At 42.8% G+C, this 25,366-nt stretch carries 19 protein-coding genes; 1 reads left to right on the forward strand and 18 read right to left on the reverse strand.

Features of this window, described 5'->3' with window-relative positions; all coding sequences use genetic code 11:
• Positions 1 to 36: 36 nt before the first annotated feature.
• Together B5Y40_RS20190 and B5Y40_RS20195 are read right to left on the reverse strand one after the other, a co-directional pair.
• Positions 37 to 1,329 (reverse strand): ABC1 kinase family protein, encoded by a 1,293-nt coding sequence (locus B5Y40_RS20190; protein ID WP_079688658.1) that lies wholly within the window; start codon positions 1,327 to 1,329, stop codon positions 37 to 39.
• Between the two features lie 57 nt (positions 1,330 to 1,386).
• Positions 1,387 to 2,058: a TetR/AcrR family transcriptional regulator gene (locus B5Y40_RS20195; protein WP_159453756.1), complete on the reverse strand. Its 672-nt coding sequence runs from the start codon at positions 2,056 to 2,058 to the stop codon at positions 1,387 to 1,389.
• A 72-nt stretch (positions 2,059 to 2,130) separates the two neighbouring features.
• Between B5Y40_RS20195 and B5Y40_RS20200 the strand changes: the two genes are divergently transcribed.
• Entirely contained in the window at positions 2,131 to 3,339 is a 1,209-nt protein-coding gene (locus B5Y40_RS20200) for a tetratricopeptide repeat protein (RefSeq protein WP_079688659.1), read from the forward strand.
• A 39-nt stretch (positions 3,340 to 3,378) separates the two neighbouring features.
• Here B5Y40_RS20200 and ligD read toward each other — a convergent pair whose 3' ends face one another.
• The 16 genes from ligD to B5Y40_RS20285 form a co-directional block, all read right to left on the reverse strand.
• Positions 3,379 to 5,721: a non-homologous end-joining DNA ligase gene (ligD, locus tag B5Y40_RS20205; protein ID WP_079688660.1), complete on the reverse strand. Its 2,343-nt coding sequence runs from the start codon at positions 5,719 to 5,721 to the stop codon at positions 3,379 to 3,381.
• Entirely contained in the window at positions 5,721 to 6,455 is a 735-nt protein-coding gene (locus B5Y40_RS20210; protein WP_079688661.1) for a DUF4184 family protein, read from the reverse strand. Before B5Y40_RS20210 ends, ligD begins: the two co-directional genes overlap by 1 nt.
• A 50-nt stretch (positions 6,456 to 6,505) precedes the next feature.
• The gene (locus B5Y40_RS20215; RefSeq protein WP_079688662.1) at positions 6,506 to 8,050 is read right to left on the reverse strand and encodes an MFS transporter; all 1,545 of its coding nucleotides are present in this window, start codon (positions 8,048 to 8,050) and stop codon (positions 6,506 to 6,508) included.
• Positions 8,051 to 8,173: 123 nt separating this feature from the next.
• A complete protein-coding gene (locus B5Y40_RS20220) occupies positions 8,174 to 9,367 on the reverse strand; it encodes a tetratricopeptide repeat protein (protein ID WP_079688663.1) in 1,194 nt (397 codons plus the stop codon).
• A 9-nt stretch (positions 9,368 to 9,376) separates the two neighbouring features.
• On the reverse strand, positions 9,377 to 11,995 hold the full coding sequence (gene gyrA, locus B5Y40_RS20225) for a DNA gyrase subunit A (RefSeq protein WP_079688664.1): 2,619 nt from the start codon (positions 11,993 to 11,995) through the stop codon (positions 9,377 to 9,379).
• Between the two features lie 304 nt (positions 11,996 to 12,299).
• Positions 12,300 to 13,334 (reverse strand): hypothetical protein, encoded by a 1,035-nt coding sequence (locus B5Y40_RS20230; protein WP_079688665.1) that lies wholly within the window; start codon positions 13,332 to 13,334, stop codon positions 12,300 to 12,302.
• A 242-nt stretch (positions 13,335 to 13,576) separates the two neighbouring features.
• Positions 13,577 to 15,031, reverse strand: a complete 1,455-nt coding sequence (locus B5Y40_RS20235) for a COG3014 family protein (protein WP_143785852.1) — start codon at positions 15,029 to 15,031, stop codon at positions 13,577 to 13,579.
• Between the two features lie 28 nt (positions 15,032 to 15,059).
• A complete protein-coding gene (locus B5Y40_RS20240) occupies positions 15,060 to 15,638 on the reverse strand; it encodes a penicillin-binding protein activator LpoB (RefSeq protein ID WP_079688666.1) in 579 nt (192 codons plus the stop codon).
• Positions 15,639 to 15,739: 101 nt separating this feature from the next.
• Complete coding sequence (gene rpe / locus B5Y40_RS20245) at positions 15,740 to 16,399, reverse strand: ribulose-phosphate 3-epimerase (RefSeq protein WP_079688667.1); 660 nt, start codon at positions 16,397 to 16,399, stop codon at positions 15,740 to 15,742.
• Between the two features lie 12 nt (positions 16,400 to 16,411).
• Positions 16,412 to 17,590: an O-succinylhomoserine sulfhydrylase gene (locus tag B5Y40_RS20250; protein WP_079688668.1), complete on the reverse strand. Its 1,179-nt coding sequence runs from the start codon at positions 17,588 to 17,590 to the stop codon at positions 16,412 to 16,414.
• Positions 17,591 to 17,646: 56 nt separating this feature from the next.
• A complete protein-coding gene (locus B5Y40_RS20255) occupies positions 17,647 to 18,066 on the reverse strand; it encodes an OsmC family protein (protein WP_245840676.1) in 420 nt (139 codons plus the stop codon).
• Entirely contained in the window at positions 18,063 to 19,451 is a 1,389-nt protein-coding gene (locus B5Y40_RS20260; RefSeq protein WP_079688669.1) for a high affinity choline transporter 1, read from the reverse strand. Before B5Y40_RS20260 ends, B5Y40_RS20255 begins: the two co-directional genes overlap by 4 nt.
• 71 nt (positions 19,452 to 19,522) lie before the next feature.
• Entirely contained in the window at positions 19,523 to 20,416 is an 894-nt protein-coding gene (locus tag B5Y40_RS20265; RefSeq protein WP_079688670.1) for a DUF5777 family beta-barrel protein, read from the reverse strand.
• 9 nt (positions 20,417 to 20,425) lie between these two features.
• Positions 20,426 to 20,968, reverse strand: a complete 543-nt coding sequence (locus B5Y40_RS20270) for a YceI family protein (protein ID WP_079688671.1) — start codon at positions 20,966 to 20,968, stop codon at positions 20,426 to 20,428.
• A gap of 213 nt (positions 20,969 to 21,181) precedes the next feature.
• Positions 21,182 to 21,544, reverse strand: a complete 363-nt coding sequence (locus B5Y40_RS20275) for a hypothetical protein (RefSeq protein WP_079688672.1) — start codon at positions 21,542 to 21,544, stop codon at positions 21,182 to 21,184.
• Positions 21,545 to 22,194: 650 nt separating this feature from the next.
• Positions 22,195 to 25,353, reverse strand: coding sequence for a cyclic nucleotide-binding domain-containing protein (locus B5Y40_RS20285; protein WP_079688674.1), 3,159 nt, complete (start codon positions 25,351 to 25,353; stop codon positions 22,195 to 22,197).
• Between the last annotated feature and the right edge of the window lie 13 nt (positions 25,354 to 25,366).

Here is a 25,366-nt window from a genome sequence, read left to right on the forward strand (position 1 = left end):
AACATCCTCCAGATAAAGTACCTGGAGGATGTTTGCTTAGTAACCCGTTGTGACTTTCGCCTTCAGGTCGTGCAGAATATTGTAAAGCCCGAAGTATGTTCGATTGATATAGATTGCCTCGCCTACACCACGCGCTTTTTTAGACTCGCGTAGCTCTTTCATGTTGGCAAGGCTTTCGCCGAAAGAAAACAATTCGTTGAAGTAATCGTCATTCGAGAAATCGAAAACCTCCGAACGGAAAGGTCTTCCCAGAAGTTCTACCAACTTTGTAAATATTCCCAGGAAGAACTCTTTTTCCTTGGCAGTATCCGAAGGATATATAAACCGTAACTGCTCGAATACGAAATCGCGTTTCTTCTTGTCCGTTAATACATCGGCATCCAGCAGGCGGAAGTATATATTATAGAAATCATCCGGAATAACTTTCACGCAGCCGAAGTCGATAATACCAAGTTTGTAATCATTGGTGATTATAAAATTGCCGGGATGCGGATCTGCATGCACGGCGCGAAGCTGGTGCATCTGGAAATGATAAAAATCCCACATTGCCTGTCCTATCTTATCTGCGGCCCCTGCGGGCAACTCTTTGCCTATCACCTCTCCCAGCATCTTTCCTTCAAGCCAATCCATCGTCAGGATTTTCGCTGACGAATGCTCGGGATAGTAATGCGGGAACACTATATTTTTAACATTCTTGCTCCGCTGCGAAAGGTCTATCGAGCGCTTGAGCTCAAGCGTATAATCTGTCTCCTCGAGCATACGCACTTCAACCTCTTTAATGAACTCGTCATATTCCACCGGGTTGAGATTGAACATCGAGAGCGCTATAGGCTTGACCATCGCCAGATCTGATTTAACACTATCGCCCACACCTGGATACTGGATTTTCACAGCCAGCTTTTTTCCTTTCAACGTTGCCTGGTGGACTTGTCCCATAGAGGCAGCGTTGACAGCTTTACGCGTAAAAGTTTCAAACATCTGCTCCGGACTTTTTCCAAAGTGATTCAGAAAGGTTTTCACTACGAGCGGATAAGACAGTGGCGGAGCGCTATACTGTGCCATGGCAAATTTTTGCTGATACGCTGTCGGCAAAAGATTTTTATCCATGCTCAACATCTGCGCTACTTTCAGCGCGCCACCTTTCAATTCACTTAATGAATTATATATATCATTCGCATTATCAGCATGCAACTGATCTTTGGTGACGTCCGGGTTCATCAGTTTCTTACCATAATGCTTCAGGTAATTTGTTCCGATCTTTGCTCCCGTAGTAATAAACTTAGTTGCCCGCTGAACCTTCGTCACCGGAATACGCTCAAATTCTTTCATGATCTAGCAGAGGAAGTTAAGGTCTGTGAATGATGCGTGTGAGGGACGTGGTGTGATCTATCTTTTATTCTGATATAGAAATTTTCCGAAGTCTATCGCTGCATCTACCGCGCCTTTGCCAATCAGGTCAAAGGCCAGGTTAACGGATTTCTCAACAGCAGCATCTGTCTTTTCAAAACCAGCGCTGTCGTCTTCTTTCCAGAACGTTAAAATGAAACCCATGTGCAGCCAGAAAAGTTGTGGATATCGTTTATCCAGAAACGGACGTGTTGCCACCTCTCCTTTTCCTTTACCTTGATTGAGGATGTTCTCAAAGAATGCTTCGAAAGATTCCCTGAAACCTTTGAGATATCCGGGGGTGAGCTCTAGTCTCTTATGGTGACCAAGCTGCAGCAAAACGTAACTTCTGTTCGAACGAAGTTCTTCCAACAACGCGAAATAGAACATGAGAACTTTTTCGCGACTGGAGAATTCATTGAACGTATTATCGCTTTGAAGACGGTTGATGGTCTTATCTATAAATCCTTTCCAGATGCTTCGTTCCAGTGCATCGAAAGATCCAAAGAAAGTATAAAACTCCTCTTCCTTCATACCGTTGTCCAGGCAGAATTTAAAGATGGATGCCGGTTGCTTTCCTTCTGTGAGAAGGTAGTTAATATAGGCTGACTTTATTCTATCATCCGAAGCCTTGCTCTCAGATTTTCGAGTGCTCTTTTTCGTAGTTTCCATTAATACTTTAAACAGGATTTACATCGAAAGGGTTTACAAGAAAGCGATGATTCTTTCGTTATATTTCCCGTCATGAAAGTGTTTTTAATTTTTTCTCTGCTGACAGCAACCACCGTACTCTTTGCGCAGCAAAAAAAACTTCGCCCGGAAGAGCTTTTTGAACAAGGCCAGGAAGCTCATGATAATGGCGAATATGCAAAGGCGCTTACTCTTTTGAATCAATGCCTGACAGACAAACCAGGTTTTACCGAAGCCTATTTTGTGCGTGCCTCCACGCGTGAACAACTGAAAGACCTGGAAGGTGCGCTGACCGACTATAGTATATATCTGGAACAAAAACCGGATAGTCCGGAAGCTCTGTTCAGCCGTGGGTTGATTCGCTATCAACTAAAAAAATACGACCAGGCCTACGAAGATTTTACGCGATACCTCAACGTTCCTCCCGGAGAAACACAAACCATATACTTTAACCGATCGCCCAATACAACCGGAGGCAATCAGATCATGACAGCACAAAGTGCTACGCGTCCGCTAATCTATAATTACCTGGGCGTTATCGATCAAAAACGAAACAACCTGCAGAAGTCTGTTGCCTGGCTCGACTCCGCCATCCGGCTTGCTCCAAAGGAAGCAGACTTTTATGTGAACCGAGGTTTGTCAAAGCAAAGCCTGAAAGATTCAACGGCTGCCCTAGACGACTTCCGGAAAGCGTTGTCAATAAATCCGGAACATACTGCAGCCTTGCATAATGTAGCGGTCCTCAAGCGATTGAGGGGAGAGAAAAAAGGACCAGAGGATCCTTTGGAACAGGCTATTGAAAGTGATTCGAGTATGCTCGCTCCTTACCTTGAGCGCGCTTTCCAGCGTATGGAAGGTGGCTACCTGAAAGGTGCTCTCGATGACTATAACAAAGCATTGGAAATTGAAACACGTGACCCTGAGATCTGGCTGAGTCGCGGCATTGTTAAAGAAAGACTGAAAGATTATCCCGGGGCGTTCTCTGACTATACGAAGGCAATTGACCTGAAAGAGAGTTATGTTAAAGCCTGGATCAACCGCGCCAACGTTTTGCTAAAACAGGAACGCTATGCAGATGCCATCGAGGATTATACTGTCGCACTGATCTATATACCTGACTCCGCTCCTGCATACTATAATCGCGCGATCGCTAAATATAGGATGGACAAGTTAACCGAAGCCTGTGAAGATCTTAAAAAAGCGGAGGTCCTCGGAATGAAACCTGATTCAAAGCTGAAAGAAAAAATCTGTACTGTTAAATAAAAATCGCTTCGTATTTCTATAAACGCTCTTCAGACTATATCATTTATCGGTTACAAAAGACAGGTCGGGTCGCAAGCGTACAAAGACTGGTTCGCGATACATTCTGTCGGGAGTAAACTTTGAATAACTTATTTCTGCTATTACCACCGGCTCAAACCACGTGGTAATGTTAGCATCAACAAACTTACCGATGGCCGTAGTGCGTTTTATGGTTGCAGCCTTCTTGAGTTCCTTCACGATTTCCTTGGTCATGGCTTCATCAAAGCCGGTGCCTACCTTACCACGATATTGCAACTCCTCGCCTACACGCTCTGCCATCTGCAATGCCCCAAAGGTTACAGCACGTTCTCCCTTTCCCTTGGTATACCCTATAATAATAACTTCAGCCGTTTGACGGATCTTTATCTTCAACCAGCAATCGCTGCGCCTGGCAGGAAAGTATTTACTGGTTTTCTGTTTGGCCATAATACCTTCAAGTTGATGGACTCTGGCGGCTTCAAACAATGCGGCCCCATCATTCACAAACTCACTTACACGATATGGAGTATCCGGACGCACTGCATCTTTCAACCATTCCTTTCTTTTCAGCAAGGGTTCATTTACCAACGATCGTCCATCCAGGTATAGGCAATCGAATATATAGCAGTATACCGGGTTGCTCTTGGTGAGCTTTTGAATATTGGTTTCACCACTGCTCATCATCCGGTTGATGACGCGTTTGAAAACAGGTTTACCTTCTGCATCAAGACAAACTATTTCAGCATCGAATAAACCGTTGGTGGCGCGAAAAGCTTTATTACCTTCAAGCAGTTCCGGAAATTGCTTGGTGATGTCATTATGATTCCGTGTACGCATGGACACCTGCCCATCTTCCAATACAATCAAAGCGCGGATCCCATCCCACTTCATCTCAAATATATAGTCATCACCTGTTGGCGGCTTATCTATAGCTTCGGAAAGCATCGGCTCCACCACTTGCTTCAGGTAATTGAGTTGTGGCTCATCAACGCGCTCGAGCAACCACTCCTTCTCTTTCATCTTGTGAATTCTATATTCTCCGTTTACCTCTTTACTGCTTAGCCGGAAGTAAAACCCATCTTTCTTGTCTTTGGTGATCTGATATTTACCCGTAGCATAAATCCACATTTCCCCTGCACCGTATTGTCCTTTGGGAATTCTGCCATCGAAGGTGAGGTATTCCATCGGGTGATCTTCCGTTTGTACAGCAAGTCTCTTTACTCCCGGATACGGAGGAAGTCCTTTCGGGACAGCCCATGATTTCAATACACCATCTTGTTCCAGCCGCAGATCGTAATGAAGACGCGATGCGTGATGCCGGTGTACTACAAAACTGTTGCCTGCAGTTTCTGCTTTTATACCAACAGGCTCTGGTGTTTTTTTAAAATCTCTTTTCTTAGAATATGTTTCTAATTGCTCCGGTGATTTATGTTTTTTGGATGGCGGCAATTTTTTAGCTGCAGTTTTACTTTTCTTTCGATGCGTGTGAAGTTCAACGGCATACGCATCAAAGCCTTCCCATGCATCGCCATCACTTGATAGTTTATCCAACGCGGTGTTGATGTTGAACTTTCGCGGATTGTCCAACTGCTCGAGTTCATCCCACGTAAGTGGCATGGATACGGGAGCTCCTACTCTGCCACGCAAGCTATAGGGTGATACTATACTTTGCCCGGAACGAATGCGATAGATGTCGATCAGCACACGACCTTTACGTGCATCTTTTTTTATTTGAAGTGTTACACTATCCGGTCTTTCCTCTACAAAAGGTTTCGCTATATCTTCTGCCGCTTCAAACACGGTATGGAAATCCCATTTGGGTTCTATCGGACAACAGATATGAATTCCTTTACCTCCTGTTGTTTTCACGAACGGAGTATATCCGAAGGATTCAATGTGCTCTTTTAATTCGAGGGCAATCGGAATGAGCTTTGTAAATATATATCCTTCCGGTGGATCAAGATCAAAGACCATATAATCCGGGCTATCAAAATTCGGTTTGCGACCATGAAGCTGGTGTAATTCCAAAGACGCAAGGTTTGCAAGCCACACCAGGGATGCAGGCTCTGTTGCAATGATATAGTCTTTCTTCTCTTTACCAAGTGTTACAAATTCAAGCCAGTCGGGTGCCCAATCGGGTCTGTTCTTCTGGTAAAAGCTTTCACCATGTATACCATCGGGAAAACGAATCAATGTGAGTGCCCGCCCTTTTATATGCTGCAGAATGGTTGGCGCCACCGACAGGTAATATTGAATTACTTCTGCCTTGACTATATTGTCTTCGGGGAAGAGTGCTTTTTCAAGGTTAGATAATTCAACCTTGCGTTTTCCTACCTGGGCCCATTGTGAGTTTTTCTTTGCCATCAGGCAGTAGTTATACTCCTGAATTTGAATACACCTCCGATGATCAAAGCAAAGCACAGTCCGCTAATGCTGCTCACCACCACATTGCCTAAATTATAGTCTGACGAATATATAGCAAACCGAATGACCACCACTAATGCTGTTATTACTACGATAACAAGCCAATATATGATTGAAGGCTTGGTGATATTATTTCCCGGCTGAGGTTTGCGCATATATATGTATGCGGCCACGCAGAACAACCCCACGAATGTGCTGATGTGCTGGAGAACATAGAAGAGTGGATATTGCACTCCGTCAAACGGAATAGCGGTGCCTTTATAGAACCACAGGTTCCGCGCGAAGAATCCGCCATTGTGCGTGAAGGCATCCCAGAAAATATGAGAGGCAGTGCCTGCTATAGCGGAAATGAGAAATACAACAGGACGTGATTTGAGGAACGATATAAAATCAAAAGATAATGTATCCTGAAATCTTTGCTGCAACGTCAACGGTAAGTTGGTAATCAGATTTTGCTTTACCACCAAATGAAACAATGCCGATAACAACAGTACAACGGGTATATCAAAATAAAATATACCTTTCAGTGTATGGCTGTGTTCACTTTCTACACTGAGCTTAAAGAAGTATTCAAAGTCGGGCGCCATACTCCCTGCCACCAGCGCAGTTGCAGATACCATTCTTGATCGCAAGAATGGAAGTACAATGGCTGGATGGGCTGGTGTAAAAGGCATCGCTTGCTCCGTTGTTCGTTATAGATTGCTAATCGTTCATTGCCGAATTGTTATTCCTCTTTATCAACATCGGCTTTTAATTTATTGCTGAGGAAGATCATTCCTACTATAAAAGTAATGCCGGCTACTATAATCGGATACCATAATCCGGCTAACGGATCACCGGCCGGGTTTGATTCTGTTTTACTGAATTCAAACAGACTGGTTGCCAGCAATGGAGTTAGTCCTCCGAAAATTCCATTGCCTATATGGTACGGTAGCGACATGGAAGTATAGCGTATGCGGGTTGGGAATAACTCTACCAAAAATGCCGCGATAGGTCCATATACCATGGTGACTAGTACAAGTTGTACGAGGATCAAACCGATCATGGCATAGTATGGCTCACCATTTAGCTTGATCTCCTTTTTGCTATCAACGGTAGTCTTGCCTTGTTGTTTTTTGGTGGTAGTAGTAGTTTCGATTACGTTGCTTCCGTCATCAAAAACAAGCGTGGTCATTTTTATAGAAACAGAATCTTGTGATGATGAAATTCGTGTAGAGGTAGTAATGTTTTTCTCGGAAGGAATTTCTGTCTTATAAGAAACATCCGTTAACAAATACATTTGCCTATATATAGGCCGGTATAATACGACAGCCAGTAACATACCGATCATCATGATAACTTTACGGCCTATCCTGTCGGAGAGCCAGCCGAAGTATATAAAGAGCGGTGTCCCCATCAGTAAAGCGATCGCGATAATATTCCTTGTCTGAACGAATTCAACGTTACACGTTTTCTCCAGGAATGTCATCGCATAGAATTGTCCGGTATACCAGATAACACCTTGCCCTGCAGCAGCACCAAACAAAGCGATGAGCACAAGCCGTAGGTTGGCTTTATTTCCAAAGCTTTCCTTGATGGGATTCTTCGATACTTTTCCTTCTGCTTTAAGCTTGGCAAACAGTGGCGATTCATTCATACGCAGTCGAATGAATATTGAAACGCCTACGAGTATAGATGAAAGTATAAATGGTATACGCCAGCCCCAATCATTGAACTCTGCTATATCCATCGACTCGCGAACGCCCAGGATAACACCTATCGAAACGAAAAGTCCTAACGTAGCGGTAGTCTGTATAAAGCTGGTATAAAATCCACGCTTGGATGCCGGAGCGTGCTCGGCAACATAGGTTGCTGCACCGCCATACTCCCCTCCCAGGGCAAGGCCTTGAAGTAAACGAAGTACAAGTACTAATATAGGGGCCAGTATACCGATGGTTTCATACCCCGGAACAAGACCGATAGCAAATGTAGAGCCTCCCATCAGGATGAGTGTTACCAGAAAGGTATATTTCCTTCCAACGAGGTCCCCTAATCTGCCGAATACTATAGCGCCAAACGGCCTGACTATAAACCCGGCTGCAAAAGTTGCCAGTGTGGAGAGGAACGCTGCCGTTGGATTTCCCTTCGGGAAAAACTGTTCCGATAATATAGTGGCGAGACTTCCAAAAATATAGAAGTCGTACCATTCGATGAGTGTACCAACGGATGAGGCGGAGATAACGAACCAAAGCGTCTTCTTTTGCTCTTTGGTAATAGCGGTTTCTGGCATGGTGAGGTTGTTTCTACTTCCTAGAAAGATAAGTAGAAATTGAAAGTCTGCAATTGTATATAATTAAAAAAGGGAAGCTACTTTCGGTAGCTTCCCTTTTTAAGTTATAGATCACATGATCTTTTAGTCTTCTACACCTAAAGCTTTCAGCCTTTTGGTAACACGCTCGTTGTTTTTATCGTCAGCGATATAGTAGTATAGCAAGCTAAGTTTATTCAACAACTCGATCTCGGCATCTTTAGAAGGTATCTTCATTTTTTCAGCCTTCTCCAGGTATGGAATAGCAACTTCACTTTGCTTTACACGCTTCTGAACAAGCTCTTGTTTTTTCTTTGCGTTAGCAGCAGATATACCCAGTGCGTTGACTGCCTGTGTAGTCTTGTCGATTTCAACCAGGTAGTAGTTTGAAAGATTGAACTGTGCATCGAAATAGTCTGGTTGAATTTTAAGAGCCGCTTCGAAATTTGCTTTAGCATCTTCCATCTTGCCAAGTTCTGTGTTCAATACACCTAACAGGTAAAGGCTTTGCGCATCATTCGGATTTGCCTTAACACTTGCCTGAAGATTTTGTGCAGCCAGATCATATTTCTTCAGCTGAATCAAAGAGTTCAACTCCACTGCTTTCATATCCTTATGATTAGGAATGATTTTCAATACCTGCTGAGCACTTGCAAGCGCAGCTTCGAAGTTCTGATCTTCGTATGCAAGCAACGCTGGCATCGTCAACGCCTGTGTTCTTCTTCCACCAAGCTCGGCATACTTCGCCAGATACGTCATCGTCTTTTGTCTCTCATCTGAATTATAGGCAGCATATCCTGCATATTCATAGAAGGTAGTATCGGGCTTACTTGCCTTGAAGGCTATACCTTTTTCAAATTGCTTCAATGCTTCTTTAAAGTTCTCAGCGTTAAAAGCTTTATCACCTTTTACCAGGTAAGAGTTGCTGATGCTGGTGATCGCCTGATCATACAGGATCATTCCTCCGTTATTATCCTGTACAAAGTATGTTGCTGATTTTCCGTTGCTCAGCTCTTCAGCTTTTTTCAAAGAAGCAGCGGCTACTGCGCCCAGGTCCTCCGTTGCGTTGTAGCTTGAAGTAGTATCCAATGCGCCATAGATCACACCTCTGTAGAACCATGTTTTTCCATCGTTCATTGTTTTTTCGTAGGTGGTGGCCGCATCTATAATTGATTTAGCTTCATCCAGTTTACCTGACTTCAGAGCTGTTAAAGCCTTGTTGATATTCGGCTTCGCTTCTTTCTGTGCCAGCACGATTCCTGGTATGATAAGAAGTAATAAAACGGTTATCTTTTTCATTGTTATAATTTATTGTGGGTTATTGTTTTCATCAGTATCGTTCGAATCGATATCGCTTGCATCATCATCCGGTAAATCAATAGCGTCCGGTATAATAGTATTGCTACCATCTTCTGTGCTTGCTATGATGGATGCCGTATCACTGGAATCGCTCTTTACTTCCACAATCTGCTGAATCTTCTCCACAGATGATATACGGTCATCCTCGTTCAGTTTGATAAGACGTACACCTTGTGTTGCACGACCCATAACACGTAATTCGCTTACTTTAATGCGAATTGTAATGCCCGAACGGTTAATGATCATCAATTCATCCTCATCAACCACTTCCTTGATGGCAACAAGTTTGCCAGTTTTGTCTGTGATGTTGATCGTCTTCACTCCTATACCTCCGCGCTTCGTAATTCTATAGTCATCCGTAAGCGAGCGTTTACCATAACCATGTTCTGATACTACAAGCAAGTTCGCATCTTCACGTGTTATGCAAACCATGCCTATAACTTTATCGGTATCAGAATCCAGGGATACACCTCTTACACCGGAAGCGTTACGTCCCATCGGGCGAACATCCGATTCGTGGAAATGTACCGCCTTGCCTTCGCTCTTGGCGATGATGATGTGATTGTTTCCATTGGTAAGGGACGCATTCAACAGACGATCTCCATCATGTATAGTGATCGCGTTGATACCACCCTGGCGAGGACGTGAGTATTCTTCAAGTGATGTTTTCTTGATCGTACCTTTCTCGGTACAAAGAATCACATAGTTGTTATTGATATACTGTTCGTCTGCAAGGTTCTTAACATTAATGATGGCGCGTACAACATCGCCTGGTTCAATGTTAATCAGATTCTGCACGGCTCTTCCTTTCGATATCTTATTACCTTCCGGAATTTCATATACTCTCTTCCAATATACTTTACCCTGATCGGTAAAGATCAACAGGTAATTATGTGCCTGCGCGATGAACAAGTGTTCTGTGAAGTCATCGTCTTTCGTAGTAACGCCTTTCGATCCTACACCACCTCTTGCCTGCGTTCTATATTCTGAAAGTGAAGTACGCTTCACATATCCCTGATTGGAAATGGTGATCACCATGTCTTCATTCGGAATCATGTCTTCTACCGTGAAGTCGTCATCGTTATGAACAACCGTTGTTCTGCGGTCATCACCATAACGCTCTCTGATCTCGAGTAACTCAGTTTTTATAAGCTGCATACGCACGCCTTCGTCTCCCAGAATAGTTTTCAGGCGATCGATGAGTTCTTTTACTTCATTATACTCTTGCTGAATTTTATCACGCTCCAGACCGGTAAGTCGCTGCAGACGCATATCCAGAATTGCTTTCGCCTGGATTTCAGATAATCCAAAGCGACCCATCAATCCTTCCTTCGCAGTTTCAGGATCTTTGGAAGCACGAATCAAATTGATTACTTCATCAAGGTGATCCAGCGCTATCAGGTATCCTTCAAGAATGTGTGCTCTTCGTTCCGCTTCGGCCAGTTCAAACTTTGTTCTCCGTACGATAACATCGTGACGATGCTCAACGAAGTATTTGATCATATCCTTCAGGTTCAGTGTCATGGGCCTGCCTTTTACCAGCGCCACGTTGTTCACACCGAATGAGGATTGAAGTTGTGTATACTTATATAAATTGTTTAAGACTATATTCGCGATTGCATCCTTCTTAAGGTCGTATACTATACGGTATCCTTCGCGATCCGATTCGTCACGTATATCAGATATACCTTCGATCTTCTTGTCATTTACAAGAGCAGCAGTCTTCTCGATCATCTGCGCTTTGTTCACCATGTACGGAATCTCCGTGACGATGATCTGATCTTTACCCGTTGAGGAAGTAACGATCTCTGCCTTCGAACGCATGATGATTCTGCCACGGCCGGTAAGGAAAGCTTCCTGTACTCCGGAGTAACCATAGATCAATGCACCAGTCGGGAAATCGGGTGCTGTCACGAACTTCATCAGTTCCTGTATAGTAATCTCGTTGTTATCTATATATGCCACTACACCATCAATGACTTCGCGCAGGTTATGCGGTGCCATGTTGGTAGCCATCCCTACTGCTATACCGGAAGAACCGTTCACCAGCAAGTTTGGAATCTTGGCCGGTAATACCGTTGGTTCTGTTAACGAGTCGTCAAAGTTAGGTTGGAAGTCAACGGTATCTTTGTTGATATCCGCGAGCATCTCTTCTGCAATTCTGCGAAGGCGTGCTTCCGTATAACGCATCGCTGCCGGAGAATCACCATCAATCGAACCGAAGTTTCCTTGTCCATCTACCAACGTATACCGCAGAGACCAGTTCTGCGCCATACGCACCATCGTATCATACACCGAAGCATCTCCGTGTGGGTGATACTTACCCAATACCTCCCCTACAATTCTTGCTGATTTTTTATAGGGCTTGTTGTAGTTCACTCCCAAATCCAACATTCCGTACAGCACTCTGCGGTGTACGGGTTTTAATCCATCGCGTACATCCGGAAGCGCGCGCGAAATGATTACCGACATCGAATAATCGATGTATGCACCGCGCATTTCATCTTCAATATTGATCGGGATTATACTCTGCCTTTGAGGGGTCAGACCACCTGTTTCTTCTGCCATCTAAAATCGTTTGTTTTGGGCTTAATTAAGCGTTTTTTAAAGCCTCGCAAGATAGTAAAAGTTACCACTTTACGACTCAAAAAAACCGGTTAATATTGACTTTTTTCCACGAGTGTTTCGCGTGCTGTACAGATGTATACCATTATTATTTTCAACCCAACAAAAAGGCAGTCAGTATTGATGTACCGGATGAAGTCCGGAGATAGAAATATAGCCTGAAGATGAAGCTGAACTCGCTCGAAAAGAAATACGAAATCCTGAAGATTTATAAGGCTATAAATCAAAGATGTAACAAGGTTGAGCTTTAGTATGGATTAAGCTTGTTCTTGTTCTTTCCCTTGTACTTGATAAGGTTCGGATAATTTTCTCCGTAGTGTGGATTTTGTTTTTTATAGATCGGATGTACACGGCTTCGGTATTCGCGATTGCCATGCGCGTGATTCATTTGTGCTTTACAAGTCTTTAAAAAACATCTGCGAAGTTCCGGGAAGCGATAGGTTGCCCCGATGTTTAAATAAAATGCGTTCATCCGGTGATTTATACTCGGCCCGGTTTCAGGCATGCTGATCTTGTATCCTTTAAATTCATAGGACGGTCTGACGAACAATTTGAAATACTCAGACATCTCCCGTTCTACTGCAGCGCCAAGATTGAAATAGATTCCTTTCTTAATAACACTGTTGTCGAATTTATTGCCGAGTTTATACCCTCCTATATTTGCATCCACTACGAGCAGGTAATCATTATACCGGTAAACAGCCGCCCCGATCATCAGAAAATATTTCTTCATGAAGAAACTGGATACATCCGGAGAGAAGCTGCTGATCTTGTCGCTATAGCTGGTGGCGTTAAATGATCCGAGACGAGTATACTCGTAAGAGTACCCTGCTCCGATTCTGTAACGGTTAAATTCAATGTGAATAGTTGCCTTCAGCGGAATGTTGAAAGCTTTGCTTTTGAAGCCGAGCTTGGTTGTATCGGAGCTGGCGAGAAATGCACCGGGCTGCACAGTGTTACCGGAAGACTGAACACGATTTATCCAATTGGAATATCCTGTGGCTACACTTGCCGGACGGAATAACTTCGGCATGGAATCAGGATTCTGGATAACACCGAAACCATCCAGGTTATGTTTGAATGTAGTGCTTCCATAGCCTGTGCTTAAACCAAACGTGACTTTGCTTAATATCCTCCGAAATGTACCTATACCCTGGCGCTTAACATAAAAGTGCTCCAGCGGAATAGTAGCATCCTTCTCATTCTCATATTGAGCGAGCACATCCGATGCTGAAATCAGCACGAGTAAGAGCAGGGCGGTTATCGCAGCGTAACGCTTCAAAAAAATGGGTTTAAGCTCCTAAAGTTAAAAAATGTAAGCCATTCATAATCTGGCTTTTGGGTTTTAAAGGTAAGGCAAATTCGGCAATCATCCTAAATGTTCTGAGCATGGAATGGGTTGATCTGCCTATTTGGAGGAACCAGTTAACAACAAGCAGGTTTATTGGCGGAAGTATAGGTATCAACTGTATACTGGATCGATCTATATATTTTGATACTGAATACTTCAGAGGAGATGTCATATTAATAATATCGGTAAGGCGCGCTCGTGTTTTCTAACGATGAAAAGGTATGAAAAAGTGTTTGTCCTTTCTGTACCTGATATGTAAAATTATGTGTGGTCGCGTGGGCACTGTCTGCTTTGAGGCTGAGAGTCACTTCGTTCGCTCCTTCTTTCAAGGGTATACGCGAATAAAAAATACTATGCGGAAGTGTTTGCCAGTTACGCGTATCGGCTTTCTCGGTCATCGCGTTCACCAACCCAAGCACAGCACCAAGACCTTCATCTTCTTTGCGTAAACTTTGCTCTGTTACTTTTTTCAATGCAGCGCGAAGAAGACCCTTGCTGAACTCCTGAACCATACGCTTCTTCAAACTATAGAATGCAATTTTATTTATATCCTCCGCCAGTTCAAGCGGATAACTTTCGCCATTCAGTTTCAAGTCACCTTCTGCATAGTAAGCTGGTCGTTCAAGGTATCGCGGAAATGCCACGCGAAATACCTGGAGCCTGGTAAGATCTGAACGCTTCTTATTGTCGTCTTCATCCAGCTCGAAAGGAAATACAAGACCGAGTTCCGGATTGCTGAACACAACACCGTTGTTCGTACCCGGATCGATTGCAAAATTTATACTCCACTCACTTTTTACCGGTGTGAGTCCATTGTGCCAAAAGAAAACAAGTTCTGCTTCAGGCGCTGTTGGTTTATAGTCAGGGATGCAAAACTTCTCTTTATACTCTTCAGCTTCTTTTGTAAAGCCTGTCCATGAAGCTGTGTTAATAAGATCGAACTTCAATTGCTGAGGAACTTCCATTCCAAACATTTTGGCATAATCATTCTCATAAATCTCCAGTGCATTCCGGTAGGCTATAAATGCATTGTTATAGTCTTTGTCTGATTGATATATAATTCCCATCAAAGTATGGATGAAAGCATCGCGCTGGTATTTCTCTGGAGAAGTATACTTGTCACTTAACTGGTTGAGACGAATGTTAAGGCGTCTGCATTCCACAAGGGCCTCTTCATGCTTATTCATCTTTAGATAATTAAGCGCCTTGAAATATAGCAGCATCAGATGTTCGTGATCTTCGCCATGATAAATGGTAACGGTTGGATTGGTAAAATAGGAAACAGCTTCGTTGAGATAATTGATGTGATAGTCTTCTCCAAAAAGAAAAGCCTTCTCAAAGTATTCGTTGCTCTCTTCGTATTGGCCGAGTATAGAGAGTAGCAAACCATTATTCACCATGTAGATAAAACGCGACTTGCCTTGCTCCTGCTTATCGTTTTTCTTTAAGGTTGCCAGTGCTTGTTGTAAATCTCCGCGCTCGAATTCATAATTGAAATCGAAGTTCTTTTGATAGTATGTAGCACAGGCAGCTGTAAGAACAGTAAAACTGGCGAACAGTATAACTCGAATAAAGACCTTAGGAGTCGTTACTTGAAGAGGGTTTCCGTTTTGTTTATGATTGTTCATGATTCGTCTTTAAGACAATATGATCCAATCAATTCTTCACAAATTTTTTGATTTCATTCTGACCATACCAGATGCGTCTGCTGGTTTCAATATCTGTCAGAAACAAAGTAGTAATATAATTAACGACACGCTTCTTGTTATAGGTGTCCGTCTCTGAAGTCATTTCACCAAACAACATGAGGTCCGCTCCTATCTCTTTTCCAAATTGCTTGGCTGTAGCTGATGAGGCAAAGTCTTGTTGCTCGGTTCGCTCAGTACGAAGCTTGTCTCTAAACTCTCCGGACTCAATAATTTCAGCTATAGCTGAATTATGAATCACTATTTCAAACTTCTTAACATAGTTATCAGCATCAATATGTTCAGAGGTTTTATTGGAGATTGAACCAACAACGATCACGGGTTTACGACCGAGTTGTTTAGCGTAATTCTTAAATGCCTCCGAGTCAAAAAGATCGTAAATCATTTTATCGGCAACAGTACGAGAATCTGTATCATTCCAGCGCCCGCTAAGATCTATTTGCTGTGATGGATCAACGCGCGTTACCGTGCGCGAGCAGCCACTAAACGTTATTATTATTACTAAAAGTATTAGGAGAAATTTCTGCATAGCAGTCAGTTTTAGAGCAAACTTCAAAAATCTTGCCGAAGATACGCAGAAAGCCTACAGGATGTTACGAAAGAAGCCGGTAACCTTCTGAAAGGTAAATATTATGAGAGTATAGCTTTCAGGTTACTGATCGTTGCCTTGGGATCCGCTGCGCTAAAAACAAAATTACCGGCAACCAGTACATCAGCACCTGCATCAAGTAAGGCTTTGGCATTTTGCTGATTCACGCCCCCGTCTATTTCAATCAGGGCATTTGATTTTGATTCAACGATCATTTTTTTGAGCGCTGCTACTTTGCGATAGGTATTCTCAATAAACTTCTGCGCGCCAAATCCCGGGTTCACCGACATGAGGCATACCAGGTCTATATCTGCAATAACATTTTCAAGTTCAGTTATGGAAGTATGCGGATTGATAGCGACACCAGCCTTGCAACCCAGTGCATGTATCTGTTGTATATTCCGATGTAAGTGTGGGCAAGCCTCTACGTGTACAGATATAATTTCGGCTCCTGCTTTATGAAAAGCTTCCACATAACGCTCGGGCTGTACGATCATCAAGTGAACATCCAACGGCTTGCGCGCATGACGTTTTACCGCTTCTACTACTGGCAACCCCATGGATATATTCGGTACAAATACTCCATCCATAATATCAACGTGAATCAGATCTGCCTGACTTTCATTGAGCATGGTAATTTCGCGTTGCAGATTAGCAAAATCAGAAGCGAGTATAGAGGGAGCAACGATGGGTCTTGTCATAAGATAAATGAATTAGCGTGAAGCTGCTATCGCCTGATCAATATCGGTAACTATATCTGCTATATCTTCCAGTCCTACAGCAATGCGGATAAGTCCGGAAGTTATACCTACTGCAGCGCGTTCTTCTTCGCTGAGTTTTGAATGCGTGGTAGATGCAGGATGTATAGCAATCGTTCTGGTATCACCGAGGTTGGGAGTATGTGAAATCATCTGCAATGAATTCAAGAATCTCCGCCCCTGCTCTACGCCTCCTTTGATCTCGAATGTTACGATACCACCGCCCAGTTTCATTTGCTTTTTAGCAAGTGCATATTGTGGATGAGATGGCAGGAAAGGATACTTCACCTTTTTCACATCAGGATGTTTCTCGAGATGTTCTGCGAGAGTCAATGCATTTTGACAATGACGATCCATCCGCACGGCTAAAGTCTCCAGGCTCTTCGATAAGATCCACGCATTGAACGGTGACATGGATGGACCGGTATGTCGTGTAAAGAAGCGGATGTCTTTTATCAGTTCTTTCGTTCCTAATATAGCACCACCAATAACGCGGCCTTGTCCGTCCATAAATTTGGTGGCCGAATGCGTGATAATATGTGCTCCCCATTTTGCAGGTTGCTGCAGGTATGGTGTAGCGAAACAATTATCAACGTTCAGTATCAGATTGTGTTTTGCTGCCAGTTTCCCAAGCCACTCCAGGTCGATGAGATCGAGTGCCGGGTTGGAAGGAGTTTCAACGAAAATCATCCTGGTGTTGGGCTGAATTTTCTTCTCCCATGTTTCCGGTTCGTTTACATCGGCATAGCTATGCGAAATACCAAACTTCGGAAATATTATATTGAGGATCTGATGGGTTGAACCAAATACCGAACGACATGCGAGTACATGATCACCAGACTTCAGCAACGCGGCCATGCTGCTATACATCGCTGCCATACCGGAAGCTGTTCCTATACCATCCTCCGTTCCTTCAAGCTTGCAAAGTTTTTCTATAAACTCGTTTGTATTCGGATTGGAGTAGCGGCTATATATATTTCCAGGAATCTCATCGGCAAACATCGCGCGTGCCTGTTCAGCATCATCAAATACAAAACTTGATGTGAGGTATAACGGAACGGAATGCTCGCGAAATGGTGTACGCTGATGTTGCGTACGGATAGCGTCTGTATCGAAATTTCTTTTCTCTTCCATGTATAAAAATGAATCTGAGTCTGTGATAATTAAAATTGGCGGATGTAGACTGAGGTTTATTTGATTACCTCAACGCTATAAGTGACTTTAGCGTTTTTCTCCAGGGTTTTGGCTACGGAACAATATTTCTCAACAGACAAGCTCACTGCTTTTTCTGCTTTATCGGTATCAATATCTCCATAGAGTTTAAAATGTGCATGCACTTCAGTATACAGTGACGGAGTCACATCTTTTTCACGTTCGCCTGTTACGGTGATCTTAATATCTTTCAGATCCTGGCGTTGTTTTTTCAGAATGCTCACTACATCTATAGCACTGCAGCCACCCATTGCCGCCAATAGCATTTGCATCGGGCGCATTCCTAAATTTGATCCTCCTGATTCAGGAGATGAATCCATCTGCACCGCGTTCCCTGCATCGTTGCGTGCTTCCATGTGGAAGGCATCATTCAAACGGTTTAATTCAATCTTTATCATACTGCTTTTTCTCTTTCTTCCGACCACATATAGCCTGCTGCTATCATTCCCAGTAAGCTAACAAGCGTTGCTGGTATAAGACTTGGCCATGGTGTTTCAAAGGCCTCAAAGATAATCCAAGTTATCATACCCAACACCATCGAAAGTAATGCTCCTTTACTATTGGCGCGCTTCCAATACAATCCCAGCGTTAATGGAACAAAAAGTGAAACGAGACTGAGTATAGAAGACTCCCCTACCAATTCATAGATATTAGACCGAAAACAGGCCATAATAGTTGCCATTACAGCAAATAAAATCACACATATTTTGGTTAGCACAAGAAACTGACGGTCGGTATACCGATGCTTTGTTAAAGGCTTGATCAGGTTTTCTGAAAAGATGGCTGCTGGTGCAAGTATAGCCGAACTCGTTGTACTCATGATCGCTGACAAGAGTGATCCGAAGAACAGTATCTGAACTGGCATTGATGCATGCTGCAATACCATGTTGGGCAATGTGAGTTGTGTGTCACCGGCAACCTGGTCCGGGTATAGATGCTTCGTACATAAGCTGATGTATAGCGGAAGCATAGCGATGGTGAGGTATAGCAACGCTGCAATGTGGCAAGACCAGATTGCTGTTTTGGCGGAACCGGAAGACATCGCCCGTTGAAAGACATCCTGTGAAGGTAATGAGCCGAGCCCGAGTACAGCCCATGCAGCTATATAGGCAGCAATTTCCTTCAGATCAAATGTGGGCAGAAAGCGGAGATCTTCCTTTGGCACTTCACGAAGCACGGCTGATACACCTCCGGCTTTTTCGGATAATATATAGGCCAGTACAACCATCCCTAAAATGATAATTATACTCTGGAAAAAATCGGTGATGGATATAGCCCACATGCCCCCGGCATAAGTATATAACGTTACAATCACTGAACTGATCACAACACCTTGCCACAAGGGTATATCTACAACCACATTCAGGATAAGCCCCATAGCGACCAGCTGTGCCGCTATATACCCGAGGTATGGTAAGGCCAGAAAAAGACTGGCGGTTAGTTCGGTTGTTTTATTATACCTGACTTTAAAGAAATCGCCCAGAGTAAGCAGGTTCATCTTATAGAGCCTGCGGGCATAGATCAATCCAAAAAGAAAAAGGCATAACGATGCTCCGAAGGGATCTTCAATCACTGCATATAATCCACCTTCCAGAAATTGTGAGGATGCGCCAAAAACTGTTTCGGAACCAAACCAGGTTGCAAAGAGTGCTGCTGAACTTAATACGATTGGCAAGCTTCTGCCTGCAAGCATAAAATCTCCGGTAGTCTTAACTCGGCGTGCAGCCCAGAAACCTATTACTACCGTAAGGATCAGGTATACAATGATTGAGAGTAGTAACAATTTCTTTTTTACAATTAGACCTGCTAAAAGTAAAAAACGAAATGATTATTTCATTGCATCCGTAGCTATAACTATTTCTTTTTCTTGAGCTGAAATGTTCGCGTTACGTTGAACCCAAGATGAATGTCACCATCAAAGAAATCTCCTTTTGTCTCGGTGATGAACGTGCGCTCTGTCAGGCTTGATGTATTGGTAAGTACAAGTTGAAAAACGTGACCACCGGTTTCTATATCAACGCCAAAGCCTACGGAGTTATAACGCTTGCTTCCCTCATCGAACAAGTCATTATCCGGAGCATCGAGGCGGTAATAGTATTCACTTGTAAGTGCAACGCTGCGCGTAATTTTAATCCTTCCGCCAACACCTATAGCGAGCTGATCATTTTTTTCCTTTGACTGATCAACAGCATTTTTATGAATATAGGTTGGCATGATCTGGAGCGACAGATTGGATGTGAATTTTCGTGCAATCAAAAACTGTCCGGTATAGGCCAACCGGTCTACAGTTTTAAAACCATCGGGCTCATTATCTCTCTTGGGGGAAATGCTATAGGCGGTACCGCCCAACACTGTTACCGTTACAGGAAAGTTCTTCTCTCCTGTACTTTGCCTCAGAAGTTTATACTTCAAGTAACCATCCATGATCTTATCAGCAGAGTTACGGCCGATACTTACAGAAAGATTATCCGTTATACCATAGTCAAGGCCGAGACGAACGTAGGCTTGATCGAGACCATACATTTCATAAAGACCATCATTTACTCTTCCGAAGCGGTGAGCAAAGATGAACTCCAGCGTTCCAGCATTTTTAGTCTCCACACTATGTCCGTTTACAAGGCGTGTGCCCTTAAACGTTGCAATGGTATAGCCCGTGTCCTTGTTTTCTTTTTCAAGTTCTTTCAACAGATCATTATCCTGAGCAAAGGAAACTACAGGAAGGAAGAGGAGCGCTATAATTTTTTTCATATGTGGGCCTTAAAGTGGTCTGTAATTAAAATCTACTGTCACCTCTACTTGCTGAGCGATGTTCTGCCATACAATTTGTGGTACTTTGATATTATAGTCCTTGAGCTTTACAACAAATCTTGATTTGAGATATAGCTGGTTGTTCCTTACCTCGGCGGTCCCTGGAAACTCCACTTCTTTGGTAACGCCATGTATGGTTAACTTACCCACAGCTTTTACTTTTTGTATACCTGAAGATGAGGGATCGAATCCTATAATCTTTCCCTGAAAAGAAGACTTGGGATACTTTTCAGATTCCATATACTTCTCATTGAAGTGTACCTGCATAAGTTTTTTGTCGAATTGAAAATCACTTACATTCAACAGATACGCTATATCTCCCTGGTGAACATCGAAGATGCTGGTGACTTTATCATTCTTTGCTGCAATGTCTTCAATCACACCATCCGAGAAAAAAGATATACTGGCCCTTTCGATAAAGAAACGTTGTTGCCCTATTCCAACGTTACATCCTACTATTAAAGAGAGTATTAATATTAAAATCAGCCTCATGAAGCAAAACAACTAAAATTTATTGAGGTTATACATAAATCTACAAGTAACTTCTGTTATGCTTTTTATATTTCTACTATAGCAGAAGAAATATAGGTGTTAATTTTCTAATGATTTTAAATTGAAACTTTGCATTCTACTTGTGTGAATCATCCGATTGCATTTTCTGAAACCATAATTTCCCTGGTGTCAGCCATTGATAAGGTATATGTACTAATTATTCGGAGCTCCTTGCTCGATCCAGCAATAGATAGCTTCCCGCTCGGCTTGTGTTATACTTCCGGTACGTGGCATTTTACCAGGATCTGTTAGCGGGAGCGTTATTCTGCGCTGTACTTCCTGCCCGCTCTCTTGTAAATTGCCAAGCACCGTCCAATCAGGAAGACCAGAACTACTGTTGTGACATCCTGCACACTTAGCAAGAATAATAGGTGCAACATCATTCGTATAGCTCACCGTTGTATTACTATCACACTCGACTATAAAAGGTGAGCCGAGATTATGATCAACGCAGGATGTGATCACAATGACCGTAAACGAAATAATAAAAGAAGGCAGAGTAAAACGTCTAATCATATCAAAAGATAAGAAATTTTTCAGAAAGGAGTTTCTCTGTATGCAATATCACACGTAACGGATTGCGTGACATGAAGAATCCTGATGATATATAGAGCAAAGAGATATAGCTCTGGGTTGGTTTAAAAATGAAAATCCCCCGAAGTCCTAGACCCCGGGGGATGATCACTGTCTATAGTTGGCTTTAATCTTGAGTCAAAGATATAGCGGTAGTAAAAAAGTACCATCCCTGAATCGATCACTTGAAAATAATTCAGATGAATGGAATTATTTACAGATGGATGACCTGCCGACTTATTTGTGAAAGGTTATAAAATGAAAATCCCCCGAAGTTCTCGACTAAGGGGGATTGTCATGTCTATAGTTGGCTTTAATCTGTTTCAAAGGTAAAATTTTTTTTTATTGAATCAACCGATTGCGTCAGAAATTTTCAGAAATCTTTGAAGTTACAGGTTACCTTTTACGGATGGAGTCATTTTTCGCGGAATCCGCCTTCATATAGGTGCCCTTAATTCGCTCGGGTAGCTGCGATTTTGAACCTGGAAAAGTTGTTTTACGGCTGATGTCGTAACTCGCATAGCCTATAAATATGATGAATGCTATCACGAACAGACCAAATATGTTCTTCCCTTTTGTCATTGAAAACCTGCTCAGATATACTCCAACACCTTATCCGCCAACTCTACATTATCAGAAAGAAGTTCATAGAACTGGTCTTTATTAAACTTCAAAATAACAGAATCTGTTTTTGCTATGATCAAATTTGTATTCAGGTAATTCTGGAAGCCTACCATCTCCCCTATAAATTGACCCTGATCAAATTTAGAAACAAATTCACCTCGATGGTAAAAATCGACTGTGCCTGTGTTGAGTACATAGAAGTAATTGTTTGAACGCTCGTCCAGGACAAGCGATTCATCTTTCTTCATCCGAAGCTCTTCACTTAAGTCAGCCATATAGGTTAACGTGAGGCCTGCTACATCTTCAAATATATTTATCTTTTGAAAGAACAATACCTTTTCAAATCGCATCATACGCTTTGAATGTATAATCAGCATGTCAAGTTCATACTTTATATCCGCTCCCAGGCGTTTGGAGTTCTGCTCGTATTCTACGGGATTGATTTTATGAAGTGCCCATGCGGATACTTCACGAATCAGCAGATCAGGATTAAATAACTGTGCGATCAAATCGAGCTTGAAGTCTTCTATCTTCTGAATGCCAATCTGAAAGAGTACACATGCCTTCGTCCAACGGTTAGACTGGGTAAAATCGCGGTTGATAATGAACTTCAAAACGAGGCGCGAATCAAGTTTAACCCGCGGAAAGAAATATTCAAGCCGGCTGATTCTCTCTGCATCGGATACGTCATCCAATATAGGTATAACACGCTGCTTCAATTGTTCCGACAAGAATACATCCAGAAGCTCAATAGCGTAGGTAACACCTTCTGCCGTACCGCTATCAATGTTTTCCTTTACCAACTGAATGGACCGCGTATCATACAACATTGTCAACAATGTATAGATGTGCTCAATATCATTTTGAATTTCATGACGAAGCGCAGTCTTGATCTGTTCGCTAAAGCCATCATCTCCTATCTCATGTATAGCGCTCAGGTTCCAGCTGATATCTGCTATATCTGATTCGATAACATATTTAATTCGGGTGATCTGAGATATACCTGCTTTGAAACCACATTCTCCCAATGACAAGAGCACTTGCGATACGATTACCTTATTGGGATAATCCATTTTATTCCAAAGAATTTCGCGTGCACGTTGTCCTCCTATACGGCCAATTACCTGCACGATACGCAGCATCATCTGTGTACTCTGCCCACTGCGATAGAAAGCAGTATCCAGGGCTGGCAGCGTAGTAGCACCAATCTGTACCAATGCATTCATCGCCTGGTTGCTATATACCGGACTGCCCAGGTTTTCGATGATGGTATTAATAATTTCCGGATTATGTTTCTTGATAGATGTTTTAATCGCGGTGTTCCGTACCTGAGGTTCACTGTCAATCAGCAGTTCCATAAGAAATGAAGTACACTCTTCTTTCGAAGTATGCAGCAACAATTCTGCGGCATAGTGACGGTCATTCGGATTTGTTGACCGTGTAAGCTTTTGAATACGCGTTTTGGTTATGTCGCCACCATTCTGAATGATCAGTTCAAGGTCACTTTTACTCAAAACATTTTTCTCCGAGCCATCTACTTTTGTGCCGTCCATGCGGATAACATACTTATCGGAAACAGATAGTCCCTTCAGCTCATTCATCCGCTCCTGCCCATAATAACGAATGGATTCATCCTCGTTCTTCATGAGGTTGTTAACCCACACCGGTACTTGAGCAGCGTTGATCTTCTCTAATAATTTATAGGAGAACACCGCCTTCGATGCATTCGGTATATTTAATAAACCCTCCAGACGATTCGTTACCTGGGCGAAACCTTTTTCAAGTTTCTCCTGCTGTATATCCGTACCTTCCAACTTCAACCGGATCTTGTTCCGATATCCATTATACATATTATTGACCACAAAGAAATATGCGCCTGCAAGCAGCAGAAGAAATATAGCGACATGTATAACTTTGAAGAAAGGTAAAAAGGCAAGACCAAAGATCAGCAGACCGGCTACAAAGCGAGCACTCTCATTCATCAATCCTTCCACTTTTGACTGAATGTTAAACCGCAGGCGATTATCGAGTGGAATGAAAAATAATTTAAAGACAGGGTTCTCCAATGAATCACGAAGCGTCCAGTTGAACAATCGCGTTAGCGCTACGAATAAAAAGAAGTATAGGAAACCCGTTGCTCCAAGTACTTTCTCGTATCCAAATATACCTCCCGTCAGCAGTGAGCCGATGGCAAACAAAATGATTACCAAAGGAAGAACGAAAAGAGAAATACGCAGACCATAATTACTGATGATACGCTGGTTGATGAACGTCTGCATAATGAGACTGATGCCGTATACAGCTCCTGTAAAAAATGAGTTGAAGTTGGTAAGCTCACGTTCCTTCGGATATTGAATTTGCACCAATTGCTGAAAAGCATACTGGCTAAACATAAACATCACCATGGAGATGAGCAGGAAAACGGAGAGTGCTCGTATATAGGGTTCCTTCAATAACTTGTTAAGGCGTGTTTCTCTTCGTACCGTTACACCAAATTCACGCGGATCATTTTTAGAAAGTGAGAATGATGATGAGATGAAGAACAATAAAATAGATACTATAGCTATACTGATCGCACATACCAGTAAGTAATTCGATGTATCGTGAATGACCTTGGATGTAAACGGAATTATAATGAGCGTAGCCAATATAGCTGCGATCAACTGCCCGGTGTCAATCCATCCTATAATTCTTTTGGATTGACGGAAATTAAAGAGTCGTCCAAAAATCCCCCAGTAGCTTAGCAGAAGTATAGCAGAGATTGGGCCAGTCATGCAATACAAGGCAAACACAAAGTAGTTATGCCAGGCAGGGTCTCCGAAGTTGAGGAGCCAGTAAGCGCCTAATGTAAAAATCAATATTAGCACAACGCTTGCCAGCGCGAGCGTTGTAAAACGAATCCAGTTCTGAAAAAATGAAAATACAAAAGTAGTAACGATACCCAGTGCACCTGCTGCGAGAAAAGCCTTGTTCAAGTACGAGCCCATCCTGTTCAAAAACAGGGAGTCGGCTGTTACCTGGTAGGTTGCAATAAAAATACCCATGAAGAACCCTGTACAAAGCATCACGATGATCTGCTTTTGTTCCTCACTCTTTATGCGGAGTACATTTGCTAAACGACTTGCCATAGGTAGTGGCCAA

The organism is Ohtaekwangia koreensis, assembly GCF_900167975.1.
Classification (GTDB): Bacteria; Bacteroidota; Bacteroidia; order Cytophagales; family Cyclobacteriaceae; genus Ohtaekwangia; species Ohtaekwangia koreensis.

Coding starts and splice junctions, on each gene's coding strand:
- ligD (WP_079688660.1), bottom strand. CDS start 5,721: ATGGCAAAGAAAAACTCACAATGGGCCCAGGTAGGAAAACGCAAGGTT.
- B5Y40_RS20190 (WP_079688658.1), bottom strand. CDS start 1,329: ATGAAAGAATTTGAGCGTATTCCGGTGACGAAGGTTCAGCGGGCAACT.
- B5Y40_RS20275 (WP_079688672.1), bottom strand. CDS start 21,544: ATGATTAGACGTTTTACTCTGCCTTCTTTTATTATTTCGTTTACGGTC.
- B5Y40_RS20255 (WP_245840676.1), bottom strand. CDS start 18,066: ATGATAAAGATTGAATTAAACCGTTTGAATGATGCCTTCCACATGGAA.
- B5Y40_RS20215 (WP_079688662.1), bottom strand. CDS start 8,050: ATGCCAGAAACCGCTATTACCAAAGAGCAAAAGAAGACGCTTTGGTTC.
- B5Y40_RS20235 (WP_143785852.1), bottom strand. CDS start 15,031: ATGAACAATCATAAACAAAACGGAAACCCTCTTCAAGTAACGACTCCT.
- B5Y40_RS20210 (WP_079688661.1), bottom strand. CDS start 6,455: ATGCCTTTTACACCAGCCCATCCAGCCATTGTACTTCCATTCTTGCGA.
- B5Y40_RS20220 (WP_079688663.1), bottom strand. CDS start 9,367: ATGAAAAAGATAACCGTTTTATTACTTCTTATCATACCAGGAATCGTG.
- B5Y40_RS20270 (WP_079688671.1), bottom strand. CDS start 20,968: ATGAGGCTGATTTTAATATTAATACTCTCTTTAATAGTAGGATGTAAC.
- B5Y40_RS20200 (WP_079688659.1), top strand. CDS start 2,131: ATGAAAGTGTTTTTAATTTTTTCTCTGCTGACAGCAACCACCGTACTC.
- B5Y40_RS20250 (WP_079688668.1), bottom strand. CDS start 17,590: ATGGAAGAGAAAAGAAATTTCGATACAGACGCTATCCGTACGCAACAT.
- B5Y40_RS20240 (WP_079688666.1), bottom strand. CDS start 15,638: ATGCAGAAATTTCTCCTAATACTTTTAGTAATAATAATAACGTTTAGT.
- gyrA (WP_079688664.1), bottom strand. CDS start 11,995: ATGGCAGAAGAAACAGGTGGTCTGACCCCTCAAAGGCAGAGTATAATC.
- B5Y40_RS20285 (WP_079688674.1), bottom strand. CDS start 25,353: ATGGCAAGTCGTTTAGCAAATGTACTCCGCATAAAGAGTGAGGAACAA.
- B5Y40_RS20195 (WP_159453756.1), bottom strand. CDS start 2,058: ATGGAAACTACGAAAAAGAGCACTCGAAAATCTGAGAGCAAGGCTTCG.
- B5Y40_RS20265 (WP_079688670.1), bottom strand. CDS start 20,416: ATGAAAAAAATTATAGCGCTCCTCTTCCTTCCTGTAGTTTCCTTTGCT.
- rpe (WP_079688667.1), bottom strand. CDS start 16,399: ATGACAAGACCCATCGTTGCTCCCTCTATACTCGCTTCTGATTTTGCT.